Genomic DNA, 14852 nt, shown 5'->3' on the forward strand with positions numbered 1-14852 from the left:
CGATGAAGTATGCTAACCTTCCTTTACTGCAAGTTTGTTTAGTGTTCTTCTTTGGAATTTGGTTTGGTTTCATAGAATTCAATTTTGAATTTTCAGCCTATGTGACTACTAGTGCAATTCTTTTTACTCTTGTTATCCTTTCTTTTTTGATATCCAAAAAAGATTCAGAATTGAAATCAGTTTTTACGATAGTTTCTCTTTTATTTCTTTTCAGTTTAGGAGTCATCAACACGAAAACACATCTTCCCAGACATCAAAAAAATCACTATTCTCATCTCTTATCAGCAGATTCTATTCAGAATAACTTTATCACTTTTGAAGGAAAAGTAATCAAATCTTTAAAGTCGAGTGCCTTTAAAGATAAATATGAAATCAGTTTAATTTCTTTGAATAGCACCAAAACCAAAGGCAAAATCTTACTTCAGGTGCCTGCTCATGAAGATTCGATTTTTAAGGCAAATTCTAAGGTGACTGGTTACGGTAAAATAAAAGCTTTTACAGGCCCACAGAACCCTCAACAATTCAACTATAGAGAATACATGTTCCATCTTCAGATGAGCCATGTTATAGACTCTGACGTTGATCAACTCTCGATTGGGAAACCGCTAGGGTTTAGTTTTAGAAGCCTGGGAGAAAGAGCTAGAAAAAATATCCAAAATTCCCTGAACAACTACTCTTTTTCTAAAGACCAAATGGATATTATTCAAGCTTTATTATTGGGTCAAAAACAAAATATTGATCCAGAAACTTATAAAAGCTTTTCTAAAGCTGGCGTGGTTCACATTCTTGCAGTGTCAGGATTGCATGTTGGGATAATTTTACTCATCCTGCAGTTCATTACAAAAGGTTTTCTAAGGATAAAATATGGTCGTTTAATACGCCAGATTCTAGTACTAATCGGCATCTGGTGTTTTGCTACCCTAGCTGGCTTCACCCCATCGGTGCTCAGAGCTGCTGTCATGTTTTCATTTTTAAGCTTAGCGCTTAATTATAAACGGAAAACCAGCGCTATTAATACCTTGGCGCTTTCAGCCATCTTTTTGATTATTATCGATCCTTATTTTATTTATCAGGTCGGTTTCCAATTGAGTTATCTGGCCGTATTGAGCATAGTCACTCTACAACCTCGATTTTCCCAACTTTACCAGCCTAGATTTTATTTAGATAGAAAAGTTTGGGAGATCCTTACTGTTACAGTCACTGCTCAATTGGGAGTTTTACCTTTGAGCTTATACTATTTTCATCAATTTCCTGGTTTGTTTATAGTGAGTAATTTGGTGATTTTACCCGGACTTGGAGTTTTACTAGGCGGAGGTATTTTGATAATCTTTTTAAGCCTTTTGCATTTGCTACCAGACTTTTTAGCTCACATTTATGGTCAAGCGCTAGACCTACTTCTTAATTTTGTGAACTGGGTCGCCTCAAAAGAAGAGTTAGTTTTTTCAGACATTTACTTTACAAAGCCGATGCTCATCACAAGCCTAGTTTTACTTTTTAGTCTTATACTTTGGAATAGAAAACAAAAACTTCTTAGCTATTCTCTTCTGAATTTGTCTCTACTCGCTTTAATGATTTATATTCATATAGAAAAACGAGAGCAACTTCAGCAAGAAGAAGTTCTGGTTTTCCAGACCTATAGGAACTCACAGCTTGGAGAATTGAAAGGTTCACATCTAAATTTGTATAGCGGTAAATCTATATATCAAGATTCAATCAAAGATGCGTATCACATCAAAAACTATAAAACATTAAAAGGAGTTGAAACGATACACATAGCGAGCTTTAGAAATCTATATGAGCTTGATTCCACTAAAGTTTTATATGTGTTGGATAGCATTCCTGTGTATCCCTGTAAAGAATTTCATCCTGAATACATTTTACTCAAAAATTCACCAGATGTAAATTTTGACAGAGTTTTATTGAATCTAAAACCTCAACAAGTAATCGCAGACGGGAGTAATTATAAAACGGATATTGAACGCTGGAGAGCTTCAGCAAAAAAATTTAAGGTAAAGTTCCATTCCACATGGGAAAAGGGAGCTTTCGTGTTTCCTAAAAATTAATTTTTGAAAGCCCCTTCAAAATTAGATTGATATTCCTTCCATGCTTCTTGAGAGGTCAATTCTTTATAGGCGTCTGTAGCAATCATTTTTAGATAAATCTCAAGCTGTTCTGGTGTTCTATAGCCAACAACTGGAGAAATTACATTTGACTTTTCATCAAAAAAGACGACCGTTGGGTAGGCTGAGACTTTTAGCGCATTAGCGAAAAAGTGCTGAGCATTACGTTTTCCTTTTCGCTCTGGCTTATAGTTCGGGTTGGTGTACTCAAAGCCTTTATAATCTACTTTCTCCGTCCCTTCTGCATTAAATTTTACCGGATAAAAATGTTCATTCACATAGTTTGCTAAATCTGGGTTTGAAAACGTATTCTTATCCATCAGTTTACAGGGTCCGCACCAGTCTGTATAAACGTCTGCAAAGATCTTTTTGGGTTCTTTTTTTTGAGCCTGCAGTGCCTCATTCATGGTCATCCATTCTATTTGCGACTGCATAGAATGGAAAACCAAAAACAATAAACTAAAGCATATATATTTCATAATGTTATTTTACTTCGTCATCTGCAATCTCAAATCCTTCTGCTTCAAGACCTTCGATTTCTTTTTCTTCAGCGCCATGAGTTAGACGTTTCAGTGGTTTTAACAGTAGAATAACCAATATACCAAAGGCAACTGTAAAGACTACAATTCCTGTAAATGTCTTAAACTCAAGATCGGTTTGGAATTGGTCTATTGCTATTATTCCATTATACTTCCCTTCTTTATAATCAAATTTTAAATAAGTCAGCAGCTGATTTTCTTTTGAAGCATCATAAGGGTCTATTCTGTCTAATAATTCAGATTTGGAATTTTCACCTTGATAAGTGAAAATAGAATTAATTTGTTCTCCGGTATTTACGTCTTCAAAAACAACTTCACCAGATGAGTTTTTGTAAAGTTGTGTTTCAATTGTAAAGGCTTTATTGTCTTTGAAAACATCTTCAGCATCTTCGTTTGCAATAAATTGTGAAAGTTGGCTCTGGTCTGCGCTGAGTCCTATTTCGATACGTGCAGCCTGAGAAGATTCGCCTATAATACCTGCTACTTTATTTCCAAGGCCTGTTGCTGCAAAATAAAGTCCCATCATCAAAGCTCCGTAACGTAGTGGTGCCAATTTGGTGATGAATGATAAGGCTACAGGGGAAGCTGAAAGTTCTCCAATAGTGTGAAGCAAGTAAGCAAATATAAGCCAGTAAATTGCAGATTCGCCATTGGCTTCATAATCCATTGTTGCAAAAACCATGAAAACAAATCCTAGCCCCATGATGATAACACCAATAGCCATTTTAAAAATTGAAGAAGCTTCTTTACCTCTGCTTTTCATCCATGCCCAAAATCCAGCAACGGGAATACCAAAAATGATGATATAAGTAGGATTTAAAGATTGAAAAAATGCAGCCGGTACCGTGTAATCAAAAGCAGGCAGGAATCTGTCTGTCTTTTGTTGAGCGTAAATGTTCAGCAAACCTCCAGCTTGCTCAAAAGCTCCCCAGAAAACTATAACAATTAAAAAAGAAAGAAGTAAAACGATAAATCTATCTTTTTCAACTTTACCGTTTAGGTCTTCATAAACAGTCATCATAAATCCTACAACAACAGATAAGAAGATGAAGAAGACAATATAAGCACTTACCTCTGTATCCATAAATTGAATAGGGATTACGAAAGATAAAGCTACAAGTAAGACGAGTACAGCAAGAGATTTCTTCGTAGAAAGCATTCTTTGAAAAATCTCTTTGATAGAAACTGAAGCGTCGTTGGCATTGATCAAACTTGGCTTATTACCGACGTGAGATAAGTATTTCTGACCATAAATATAAACCAATTGGCCGAGTACCATACCGATTGCAGCTAAGCCAAACCCATAATGCCATCCGTATTCTGAAGCAATATAACCTACTAAAATAGCTGCTACTGCTGCTCCAACATTTATACCGATGTAAAATATGGAGAATCCTTTATCTCGTCTTGAGTCTCCTTCCTTGTAAAGACCTCCAACCATAGTAGAGATGTTGGGTTTCAACATTCCAACTCCAAGCACAATCAATAAAAGTCCACTGAAGAAAGCCCAATCTTGTTCGATAGATAAGACTCCATGACCCGCGACCAATAGCCAGCCTCCAATCATCACCGACTTCTTTTGTCCAAGAATTTTATCGGCTATAATTCCTCCAGGAATAGACACGACATAGACTAGCATGGTGTACCATCCATAGGTTGCAAGTGCTTTTCCTTCTTCCCAGCCTAAACCAGGATTTTCGGAACTTACTTTGGCAAGCATATATAAAGTAAGGATAGCTCGCATTCCGTAGTAAGAAAAACGCTCCCATAATTCTGTAAAAAATAAAATGTAGAGACCTGCTGGATGTCCGAACAATTCTTTTTGATAAGCTGGTTTTGTTGTGGCTTCCATAAAGATTATAAGTTTTCTTTAATAAAGTTAGTCATCAACGTATAAAGGTGAAGACGCGTGTTTCCTCCATAAATCCCGTGATTTTTATCAGGATAAATTCTCCAGTCAAATTGCTTATTGGCTTGTACCAATGCTTCAATAAGCTGCATCGTATTTTGAACATGGACGTTATCATCTGCACTACCGTGAACCAACAAGAAATTTCCTTTATCAAACTCGCCAACGTGGGTGATCGGGGAATTATCATCATAACCAGAAGCGTTTTCTTGCGGTGTAGTCATGTAGCGTTCTGTGTAAACGGTGTCGTAGAACCTCCAACTCGTCACTGGGGCTACAGCAATAGCTGCTTTGAAAACATCATTGGCCTGAAACATAGCATTGGAAGCCATAAAGCCACCATAACTCCATCCCCAAATGCCTATTCTATCTGCATCTATAAATGCTTTTGCTCCAAACAATTTAGCTGCAGAAATTTGATCCTCTAACTCGTATTTGCCAAGTTCTTTTTGAGTTACTTTTTTGAAGTCTCTGCCTTTGTAACCCGTTCCTCGGCCATCAACACATGCAACAACATAACCTTGCTGAGCTAACATTTGGTACCAATAATCGTTAGTTCCAAAAAATGTATTGGATACCGACTGTGAACCTGGCCCTGAATATTGAAACATCAATATAGGATACGTTTTTTCAGGGTTGAAATTTGGTGGTTTGATCATCCAGGTATTCAATTCATTGCCATTCACATTTATTGTAGAAAGTTCTTTTGGAGATAGATTATAATTATCCAATTTGTTCTGCAGAGCTGAATTGTCTTTTATTTCTCTTACCAATTCTCCATTGCTTGCTTTAAGAAGGGTGTAGACCGCTGGAGTTTTTGTGTTTGTAAAGGTATTTACAAAGTAGGTGAAATCTGCACTAAAATCTGCTCTGTGAGTTCCAGTTTTACGCGTAAGTCTCAATTTGTTTTTTCCATTAGCCAAAACTGAGTAAACATCTCGATTCACACTTCCATTTTCTGTACTTTGAAAATAAATTCTCCCTGACATATCATCAAAACCATAAAAATTGGTCACTTCCCAGGCACCATCTGTAACCTGATTGATCAAGCTCCCATCTTCTGAATAGTGATAGATATGTTTCCATCCATCCTTTTCACTTGTCCAGATGAAGCTGTTATTGTTGAGAAAAGTTAAATCATCTGATACATCAACATAAGCATTATCTTTTTCAGTTAAAACTAATTTAGGTTGATTAGTTTCAGCATTTACTAGATAAAGCTTTAATTCATTTTGGTATCTATTCAAGGTTTGGATACTAAACAGATCTTCATCTTGAGTCCACTCTAATCGTGGGAGGTATTCGTAATCATCCAATTCAATTGCTGAATTTGTTTTAGAATTTAGATCAAAAAGGTGAAGACTAACCTTAGCATTTTCTTCTCCAGCTTTAGGATACTTAAAGACCTCCTGCTTTGGGTATAAGCTTTGACCGTAATTGCCATATAAATCCATTGAAAATTCTGGAACGTTTTTTTCATCAAATTTCAAATAAGCAAGTTTAGTTCCACTTGGATTCCATTCAAAAGCACGTACAAATGAAAATTCTTCTTCATAAACCCAATCTGTCACCCCGTTGATGATTTCATTTTTCACACCATCTGTGGTTACCTTAACGATTGAATTTGTTTCTAAATCTTTATAGAAGATGTTGTTATTCTTAACATAACCAACTTTGCTTGCTTCCGGTGAAAAAGTTGGAGATTGAATCTTTTCTTCATCAATTTTGACAAGCTCCTTACTTTCCAGATCATAAACGTAAAATATTCCACGTGTGGAACGTCTGAAAATAGATTCGACATTGGTTCCAAGAATAACTTTGGTCTCATCATTACTTAATTGAAATGTCTGAAAAATCGATAGTCCTGGTATAGCCTTACTGCTAATCAGCGTTCCTGTTTTTTCTCCTGTCTTATAGCTGTAGATATCCACCTTCATATCTTGACTAGCTCTATCATAATCCTGGACAATGTAAGACTTGCCATCTTTCAGAGACTGCAGACTTTGCATTCTCTCCTGGCTAAACTCTCCACTCCAGATATCCTCCAAGGTAATATCTCGGGTCTGAGCATACACAGAGGCAATTGAACTGGTCAAAAAAATGACTAATAAGTTTAAAATGAACTTTTGGCTTTTCATGGTATTTTATTTGGAGGTCAATTTTACTAAAAAAACATCAAAAATCGCTTCCTTTTTTTAATTAAACTCTAATTAATAGTCGATTTTATAAGAGATCTGGATTATAATCTATAAATAGCTTGCTTCAAAATAGTATCACCAGGTTAAAGTTTCTTATTAGTTATGAAGTGTATCTTTGTAATCAAATTTTTAAAGAATTAAAATGTCTAAAATATCTGGCTTCTCCAAGTTGACCAAACTCGAAAAAGTAGATTGGATCACGGAGCATTATTTATCTCACTATCCCAAAGCAAAAACTATCATAAAACAGTATTGGAATACAGATGAAGCTTTGCAAAAACTTCATGATGAATTCACAGAAAATACAATTTCAAACTATTATTTACCATTAGGAGTTGCACCTAATTTTGAAATAGATGGAAAGCTGTATGCCATTCCCATGGCAATTGAAGAAAGCTCTGTGATTGCAGCTGCAAGTAAAGCATCTAAGTTTTGGTTGGATAAGGGCGGCTTCAAAACTGAAATTTTAGGAACAACTAAAGTAGGTCACGTTCACTTTAATTTTAGTGGTAAATCCCAGGTATTACAGGACTTTTTTGAAAAAATCAAACCTCAATTTTATAAGGATACAGCTTCCATCACTAAAAACATGGAAAAACGTGGAGGTGGAATAAAAGATATTGCCTTAATCGATAAAACTGAATCTTTAGACAACTACTTCCAGCTTTACTGTACGTTTGAAACCGTAGATGCTATGGGAGCGAATTTTATTAATTCTTGCTTAGAGCAATTTGGACAGACTCTGGAAGCTGAAGCTAAAACCTATGACTCCTTTACTTCTGAAGGCAATTATCCTGAAGTTATCATGTGTATTTTATCCAATTATGTCCCGGAATGTTTGGTAAGGGCTGAAGTTTCATGTCCAGTTTCTCAACTCGGAAAAACTCAAGAAGAGGCAGACCAATTTGTTAGAAAATTTTCTCAGGCTATCAAAATTGCAGAAATAGAACCTTATAGAGCCGTGACTCATAATAAAGGAATTATGAACGGCATTGATGCAGTCGTGTTGGCTACTGGTAACGATTTCAGAGCGGTAGAAGCTGGCATACATGCTTTTGCTTCGAGAAAAGGGCAATACAGCAGCTTAACTCATGTAAAGGTAGAAGATGGACTATTTAAATTTTGGATTGAAGTGCCTCTAGCTTTAGGAACCACTGGTGGGCTCACAAGTTTACATCCGCTCGTGAAATTATCACTTGCAATGCTAAATAATCCTTCCGCTAAGGATCTGATGAGAATCACTGCAGTGGCCGGACTTGCTCAAAACTTTGCCGCCGTTAATTCATTGGTGACCACTGGCATTCAAAAAGGGCATATGAAAATGCATCTGATGAATATTCTCAATCAATTTGAAGCAAACGAAAAGGAAAGAGCAGAAGCTGTCGACTACTTCAAAACCAATACAGTAACACATTCAGCAGTTATAAGTTTACTTGAAAAAATGAGGTCTTAATGGAGTCTCAGCGCTTTTATAGTCACGGCAAACTTTTATTAACAGGGGAATATCTGGTATTGAATGGGGCCGAAGCGCTTGCGATTCCCTGTAAATTTGGTCAGCACTTAGAAGTTACTCCTTCTGAAAATGAAATATCTACCTGGTTAAGTTACGACCACGAAAACCGTGTTTGGTTAGACCTGGAATTTGACCTTCATAAAGTGATAAGTCAAGAACTTGAAGGAAAAGATGATTTTGAGAAGCGACTCTTTCAAATATTGATTGAAGCACACCAACTTAATCCAGAAGTCTTTACTCAGAATTACAATTTCAAAACTCGCCTTGAGTTTCCGAAAAACTGGGGACTTGGGACTTCCTCTACTCTTATTACAAACGTTTCAAAATGGGCCAGTGTTGATCCTTATCAATTGCTGGAGAAAACCTTTGGCGGTAGTGGGTATGATATTGCCTGTGCAAAATCTGAATTCCCATTGGTTTATTCACTGGAAAATAAAAAATCAAAAGTCAAGAAAACTGAAATACCAAAGGCCTTAAAACCATATCTATATTTCGTTTACCTGGAAGAAAAGCAGAATAGCAGAGAAGCTATAGCCAACTATAGGAAAATGAAACCAAGAAATCTTGAAGCATTGATTTCTAAGATCAATGATATTACTCAGAAATTTCAAACCGTTGAGTCATATAAGGATGCGCAGCAATTACTCCTTTCTCACGAAGAATGCCTTTCGCAGATTCTAAAAATAGAGCCCATACAATCTCGTGTGTTTTCAGATTTTGACGGGGCCGTTAAAAGTCTTGGGGCTTGGGGAGGTGACTTTGTAATGGCGATTTGTGAAACTAATCCTTATTCCTATTTTAAAAATAAAGGCTATAACACAGTTCTTAGTTTTAACGAAATGTCCTTATAAGAAAAGCGCTCTACAATAAAAATATCGAAGAGCGCTTTACAAATTTTCTCGTTTTTGATTAGTAAATCAAATGACGATTATCTTCAATTTCTTTACTGTTCTTTAAGGCCTCAATAATAGGGCTTGTTCTTGGATTCAGTAATGAACGAGTTCTTTTTTCACTTTCTTCTTTTGCAATAGATCTATAAGAAGCCAAAGGCTGTGCTTTGTTCTTCTCAACAAGTCTAAGAACATATACACCACTATTTCCTTCTAATGGTTTTGATAATTCTCCTTCCTCCATTGCAAATGCAGCTCCAACAATTTTAGGCTCTCTTCCTCCACCTGGTATTATTGGATTACTCATGTTCACAGAAGTTGCTTTCTGTTGGGTCACTCCAAAAGCTGAAGCAACGGTTGCCAGTTCATTGTCTTCGATTTGAGAAATGATTTTCTCTGCTTGTTTGCGTTTTTTCAAGATTGGAGTCACTACAGCGGAAGCTTCTTCTGGAGATTTTAATCCTTTCTTCTTGATGTTGGTTACTCTGGCCACAATATATCCAGAACCGGTGTCAAAACTTTTTATCTCTCCAACTTTGCTTCCATTTTCAAAAGCCCATTTCACAACAGATCTTTGTCTGCCTGCACCTGGAATGGTTTCATCAAGCTTATTAATTCCGTTTACAGGTTTTACTGTTTTATCAAATTCCTCAGCTTGCTCTAGAAAGTCACCATCTTTTGCTGCAAGTTCAAATTTACTAGCTGAGCGATAAAGCTCATTTAATGTTTTTTCTGAAGGTTCTACTCTTTTTACTATGGTAGCAAGTTTCAAGGCGTTCTTTGGGGCTGTTCTATCTTCGATGTAAACAACGTGATAGCCGAAATCTGTTTCAACAACACCATAGCTATTCACTGTTGCATCTTCAAAAACATAATCATTAAACTCAGGAACTAATGCACCATAATTGATCCAACCTAAATCTCCACCGTTTTGAGCGCTTTGTCTATCAGAAGAAAATTCAGTTGCTAATTCTGAAAACTTATCTGAATTTCTTTTAACTACAGATGTAATACTATCCGCCAGACTTTTAGCTTCTTCTTTGCTTCTTGTTACAGAACCATCAACACGTGTCCCGTCATATGTAACTAGAATGTGGCTTGTCTGAACAGAATCTGGTTTTTGTGTGCGTTCCAGAAGTTTAGTCACTTTATAGCTTTGATTTTCAAAATATGGACCATAAACTTCATTTAAGTCTAAGTCTAAAATTGCATCTGCATTCTCTCCTTTGATATCATATTCGAATGTGTAAACATCGTTAAAAGGAACTTCAGAATTAATAGCTAAGAATTCTTCTACATCTTCTGTAGCTCTAAAGTCCTGATCACCTTCAGTTACAAGTTTTTCAACTTCAGCTAAGACTAAAGCATTATCTTCATCTGAAGCTTGTTCATCAAAAGAAACATATTCTATATCTCTTTTAGCTTCCTGTTGAAAACGCCCCTTGTGTTCGTTGATATAGCTCTGAATATCAGATTTAGTTATTTCAACATCTTCCGCTTTAGTAAATGGAACTTTTACAAATTCAAAAGTAAGATTGTCATTTTCTTGGTGGTAAATTTGTTTTCCTTCAAGAATGGTTGCTGTAACTCCTGCTTTTACCATGTTGAAGTAAAGTTGAGATTTCGCATTGACTTCCATGGATTTCTCGAAGTTTACCCACTGCTGATACTGTTCTGGCGATGTCACCTTAAGTTCTGCAATAAACTGCTTGAGTTTAGCTTCATCAAAAAATCCTGCTTCATTAGAAAATCTTGGATCTCCTGCTAATTGCTGAGCCATGACATCTGTAATCTGGTCTGCACCAACTTCAAGTCCTAATTTTTCAAATTCCTGCTTAAGCAAAATACTTCTTAAGTTATTTTCCCAGGCTTGTTTTGCAGCCTGTAGAGTGCTTACTCTCCCCTGGCTTTGTTGTACAATGCCTTCGACCTGAGAAGCGAACTGCTCTCTACTTATCTCCTCATCACCAATAACTCCCACCGAACTGGAAGCTTTATCAGCAGTAAACCCACCGTTTCTGAACAAGTCTGTAAGCACAAAAGCAAACAATGCCAATGCAATGATGACTATAAGGAAAACTGTACGTTCTCTAATTTTACTAAGTATTGCCATTTTAAGATATTTTAAGAAATCTAGGGGGCGAAAATAAGATAATTCGCCCATATAAAAAACCTAGTCGTTCAAAATATTTAATTCGTTTTAGCACAAGGCCAATGCCTCATAAATATTGCTGAACTGCAGGTTTCAAGTTGAAGGTTTCAATTACTCTCTGTTAAAAATTTTTACTGATACCAGTTCAATTTTTTTATTGGAAGCTTCCAGTATTTTTATTTTGAATTGATCAATAATCACTTCTTCTCCTACGTCTGGAATTTCTTCTGTGGTATTCACAATCATTCCTCCAAGCGTCTCGTAATTCTCATTTTCTGGCAAGTTGATGTCATACTTTTCGTTGATGTAATCCACATCAAGCCTTGCAGAAAACTTATAAAAGTTCTCGCTTACATTTTCTTCTACTAGAATAATAGAGTCATGTTCATCCTCAATTTCGCCAAAAAGCTCTTCTACAATGTCCTCGACAGTCATCATTCCGCTGGTTCCTCCATATTCATCTACGACCACAGCAATGCTTTTACCTTTTTTAATCAGAATATTCAAAATTTCCTTCACCAACATGGTTTCTGGAACGAATACAACAGGCATTAAAATACTTTGAATGTCTTTGGGTTGTCTAAACATTTCAAAAGAATGGATGTAACCTACGATATCATCGTTGCTCTCTTTATAGACCAGTAACTTGGAAAGACCTGTTCTTGTGAATATTTCAGTTAAGTTTCCAGTATCTTCAGAAATATCTACTGCAACAATCTCGTTACGGGGGATCATAACTTCACGAGCTTTAACTTCTGAAAATTGCAAGGCATTTTGAAATATTTGGATTTCTGAGTCGACCTCTTCTTTAGAATCTACCGCTTCCATTTGTTCATTGATGTAATCGCCTAATTCAACTTTGCTAAAGTTCAGCTGAACTTTATCTCCTTCTATCTTAAATATTTTTTTCAGAATAATATCTGAAATCCAGATGACAAAGCTTGAGATGAAACTGAATAAGTAGTAGAATATGAAAGCGGGAACACTAAATACTTTCAGAAGAACATTAGCATAAATTTGAAAGAATACTTTAGGTAGGAATTCTGCAGTAAATAAAATGACTAAAGTTGATATTAAAGTCTGTGTAAAAAGACTTGCCTCGGTAATTAAGTAGCTCAAAAATTCATTCTGAACAGGTTGCATGCCTAAGAACCAGTTCATGATCAAATCTCCCATGAAAAATCCATAAACCACTAGGGCAATGTTATTTCCTACCAACATTGTAGCGATAAACTTGGAAGGTTTTTTCGTCAACGTTTTTAGGACGCTGGCAATAATATCAGTCTGGTTTTTTTGTAATTCTATGTGCACCTTATTAGAGGACACAAAAGCAATTTCCATTCCCGAAAAGAAAGCTGAAAGAAGCAAGCATACAATAATGATGAGGACTTCTGTACTCATTACTTCTTGTTTTTATTTTCAATTTTTTTTCTGAAACGCCTTTTAAAGAAAAACATAAAGCAAGCTAAAGCTGAAAAAAACAGATAGAGGTAAGCTCTGCTTTCGCTATCTGCCCATACTCTAATGGCTTCAATGATAAAAAAAATTGCAAAAGCTATGTAGGCGAATTCAAAGTATTTAAAAAATTTCATCAGTCTTTTATGTATTGGATTCCAGTATTTGATCTGGAATTGAAGGTATTAAATTTCTGGTCAGAATCAAAGCCCTCGCCCTCGTTTCTGGCCCCGTTTGGTAATTGTAGGCTGTAACTATAATCTGTGAATAACCATTCCTGCTGTTGGTCCCAATACAGTTGTGGACCTCTTAAAATTGTGCTGTCCGAAGTTACAATTTTTACATTTTTTCTAAGATCTATAAGGCCAGTTTCCAGGTATTGGATAGCATAGTCTGAATATACGGTGTTTTTACTCGAGTCTTGCTCAAAAAAATCCAATTCTATTCCCTGTGGGAATTCTCTGAAGGGGAATTTTCTATTGGAGTAATCTAGCATTTTCGGACTTCTTAAATTGGCTCTCACAGACCCACTATCTGTGTAAAAAAGATTGAGATCATAGACTTTGGATTGGGGCTCCAGGAAATCTTTTTCCATTTCCTTCACCTCCTTTAGATTGCCCTCACATGAAAAAAGCATTGCTGTAAATAAACATACAGCAATGCTTTTGTAAATGAATGTATTTCTAAATATCATTTTAGAGATTTGGTACCGTCACGCTCTCTCCTATCCAACAGTTAGAAAATGAGATTTTTTTACCAGCTGCATCTTCCTGAAAGATATCAGATTTTTGCGGAGCTCTACCATTATAACTTTCTACTGTTGCGCTAACATTTGAACTTAGAGAAGGATCTACACGTCCCGCTCTCTTTGCATAATCTGCTGCCAACCAGTAAACTGATCTTTTTTCGAAAACGGTTGTTCCACAATCGTTTGCACTTTTAGCATACATTTCTGCAATTTTCAAATAAGCAACTCCCAAAGATGGCTTGTTATCCAAAGCTCTTCTGTAATAAGATCTTGCTTGAGAAAAGCTACCTTGTGCTTTGTAATTGTTTGCTATTCTGTAATAAATTCTAGATTTTCTTGATTTATCTTTTGCTAGCTCTGCAGCTTCATTTAGATAAGCCAATGCTTTTTTTCTATTACCTTCAGCTTCAGCTAGCTGTCCTAATGAATAAGCAGAATTTGCTGATGGCTCGATTTTATGAAGAGCTTCAGAAACTTTAAAGAATAAAGGATCCTCAGTACAATCTTTTGCAGACAATCTAGCGTTTGCATTTCTTAACCAATCTACATCACCTTTTTTCGCCTCAAAGTCTTTGTTGTATAAAGGAATCAAGTTATCACAATCAGCTTTCGAACCAAGTAATGAATTTACACTGCCTTTAATTTTAGTATAGTTTCTTAAGTAAATCTCAGAGTTTTTAAGGATTCTGGACTCTCTACGTGTTAACTCTTCCTGTGCTTCCTGCTTTTCGATAAGAGGCTTAGCTTCTGCTGCCTTATCGTTTTCCTGAGTCTCGATAAGCTCAATCACTTCATCATACTTATCAAATAAGAATTGGATATCTCTTTCTCCTGCATCATTTAAATCATTAGCGATTCTAAAGTATGCGTAAATCGCAACTGGTGAAGAAAAATTATCCTTGTCTGTTTCAACAACCTTTTCGAATGATTCAAGTCTTTCCTCTAAACTTCCAACTTCATGCTTATACTTGATCATTGCAACATCTGCCAACATATCGCCTTCCTTGGTATCATTTGGAAACTTCTCCAAACGCATCATTTGGTTATTGATATATTCTTGGATTAACTCTTGTTTTCTTTCTTCAGTTTCAGCAACGTCTATCATATCTTCAAGCATTTTTGCACCACGTTGATAGATTAGTTTATTGAAATCTGAACAGTTTTCCAGCAATTGCTTGTATTTAGGATAAGCATCACTGAAATTGTTAACTTTAGCACTTTCGTTAAACAAACTAAGTGTAACTGTACAATCTTGAGCACTTGCCACGTTAAACGCGAAGAATACTCCCAAAAGTGTAAAAGCGATTTTAAACTTCATAATTTTAAGT

At 36.0% G+C, this 14852-nt stretch carries 11 protein-coding genes; 3 read left to right on the forward strand and 8 right to left on the reverse strand.

Annotated elements, in window-relative coordinates; all coding sequences use genetic code 11:
• Positions 1-2 precede the first annotated feature (2 nt).
• Positions 3-2063: a ComEC/Rec2 family competence protein gene (locus tag LB449_RS12650; RefSeq protein ID WP_224455488.1), complete on the forward strand. Its 2061-nt coding sequence runs from the start codon at positions 3-5 to the stop codon at positions 2061-2063.
• Here LB449_RS12650 and LB449_RS12655 read toward each other — a convergent pair.
• The 3 genes from LB449_RS12655 to LB449_RS12665 are packed head-to-tail and all read right to left on the reverse strand — an operon-like array spanning position 2060 to position 6706.
• On the reverse strand, positions 2060-2599 hold the full coding sequence (locus tag LB449_RS12655; RefSeq protein ID WP_224455489.1) for a thioredoxin family protein: 540 nt from the start codon (positions 2597-2599) through the stop codon (positions 2060-2062). The genes LB449_RS12650 and LB449_RS12655 overlap by 4 nt on opposite strands.
• A 4-nt stretch (positions 2600-2603) precedes the next feature.
• Positions 2604-4511, reverse strand: a complete 1908-nt coding sequence (locus tag LB449_RS12660) for a peptide MFS transporter (RefSeq protein ID WP_224455490.1) — start codon at positions 4509-4511, stop codon at positions 2604-2606.
• A gap of 5 nt (positions 4512-4516) precedes the next feature.
• Positions 4517-6706, reverse strand: a complete 2190-nt coding sequence (locus LB449_RS12665) for a S9 family peptidase (protein ID WP_224455491.1) — start codon at positions 6704-6706, stop codon at positions 4517-4519.
• Positions 6707-6908: 202 nt separating this feature from the next.
• Here LB449_RS12665 and LB449_RS12670 point away from each other — a divergent pair, with 202 nt between their 5' ends.
• Together LB449_RS12670 and LB449_RS12675 are read left to right on the forward strand one after the other, a co-directional pair.
• Complete coding sequence (locus LB449_RS12670) at positions 6909-8219, forward strand: hydroxymethylglutaryl-CoA reductase, degradative (RefSeq protein WP_224455492.1); 1311 nt, start codon at positions 6909-6911, stop codon at positions 8217-8219.
• Entirely contained in the window at positions 8219-9130 is a 912-nt protein-coding gene (locus tag LB449_RS12675) for a GYDIA family GHMP kinase (RefSeq protein WP_224455493.1), read from the forward strand. Before LB449_RS12670 ends, LB449_RS12675 begins: the two co-directional genes overlap by 1 nt.
• Positions 9131-9188: 58 nt before the next feature.
• Here the strand turns inward: LB449_RS12675 and LB449_RS12680 are convergent, their stop codons facing one another.
• The 5 genes from LB449_RS12680 to LB449_RS12700 form a co-directional block, all read right to left on the reverse strand.
• Positions 9189-11282 (reverse strand): peptidylprolyl isomerase, encoded by a 2094-nt coding sequence (locus LB449_RS12680; RefSeq protein ID WP_224455494.1) that lies wholly within the window; start codon positions 11280-11282, stop codon positions 9189-9191.
• Between the two features lie 150 nt (positions 11283-11432).
• Complete coding sequence (locus tag LB449_RS12685; protein ID WP_224455495.1) at positions 11433-12722, reverse strand: hemolysin family protein; 1290 nt, start codon at positions 12720-12722, stop codon at positions 11433-11435.
• Positions 12722-12913 (reverse strand): hypothetical protein, encoded by a 192-nt coding sequence (locus LB449_RS12690; RefSeq protein WP_224455496.1) that lies wholly within the window; start codon positions 12911-12913, stop codon positions 12722-12724. The genes LB449_RS12685 and LB449_RS12690 overlap by 1 nt, the downstream gene beginning before the upstream one ends.
• Positions 12913-13470 (reverse strand): LPS export ABC transporter periplasmic protein LptC, encoded by a 558-nt coding sequence (gene lptC, locus LB449_RS12695; protein ID WP_224455497.1) that lies wholly within the window; start codon positions 13468-13470, stop codon positions 12913-12915. The genes LB449_RS12690 and lptC overlap by 1 nt, the downstream gene beginning before the upstream one ends.
• A 1-nt stretch (position 13471) precedes the next feature.
• On the reverse strand, positions 13472-14842 hold the full coding sequence (locus LB449_RS12700) for a tetratricopeptide repeat protein (protein WP_224455498.1): 1371 nt from the start codon (positions 14840-14842) through the stop codon (positions 13472-13474).
• Positions 14843-14852 lie beyond the last annotated feature (10 nt).

It is taken from the genome of Psychroflexus lacisalsi (assembly GCF_020164495.1).
In the GTDB taxonomy this organism is placed as follows: domain Bacteria; phylum Bacteroidota; class Bacteroidia; order Flavobacteriales; family Flavobacteriaceae; genus Psychroflexus; species Psychroflexus lacisalsi.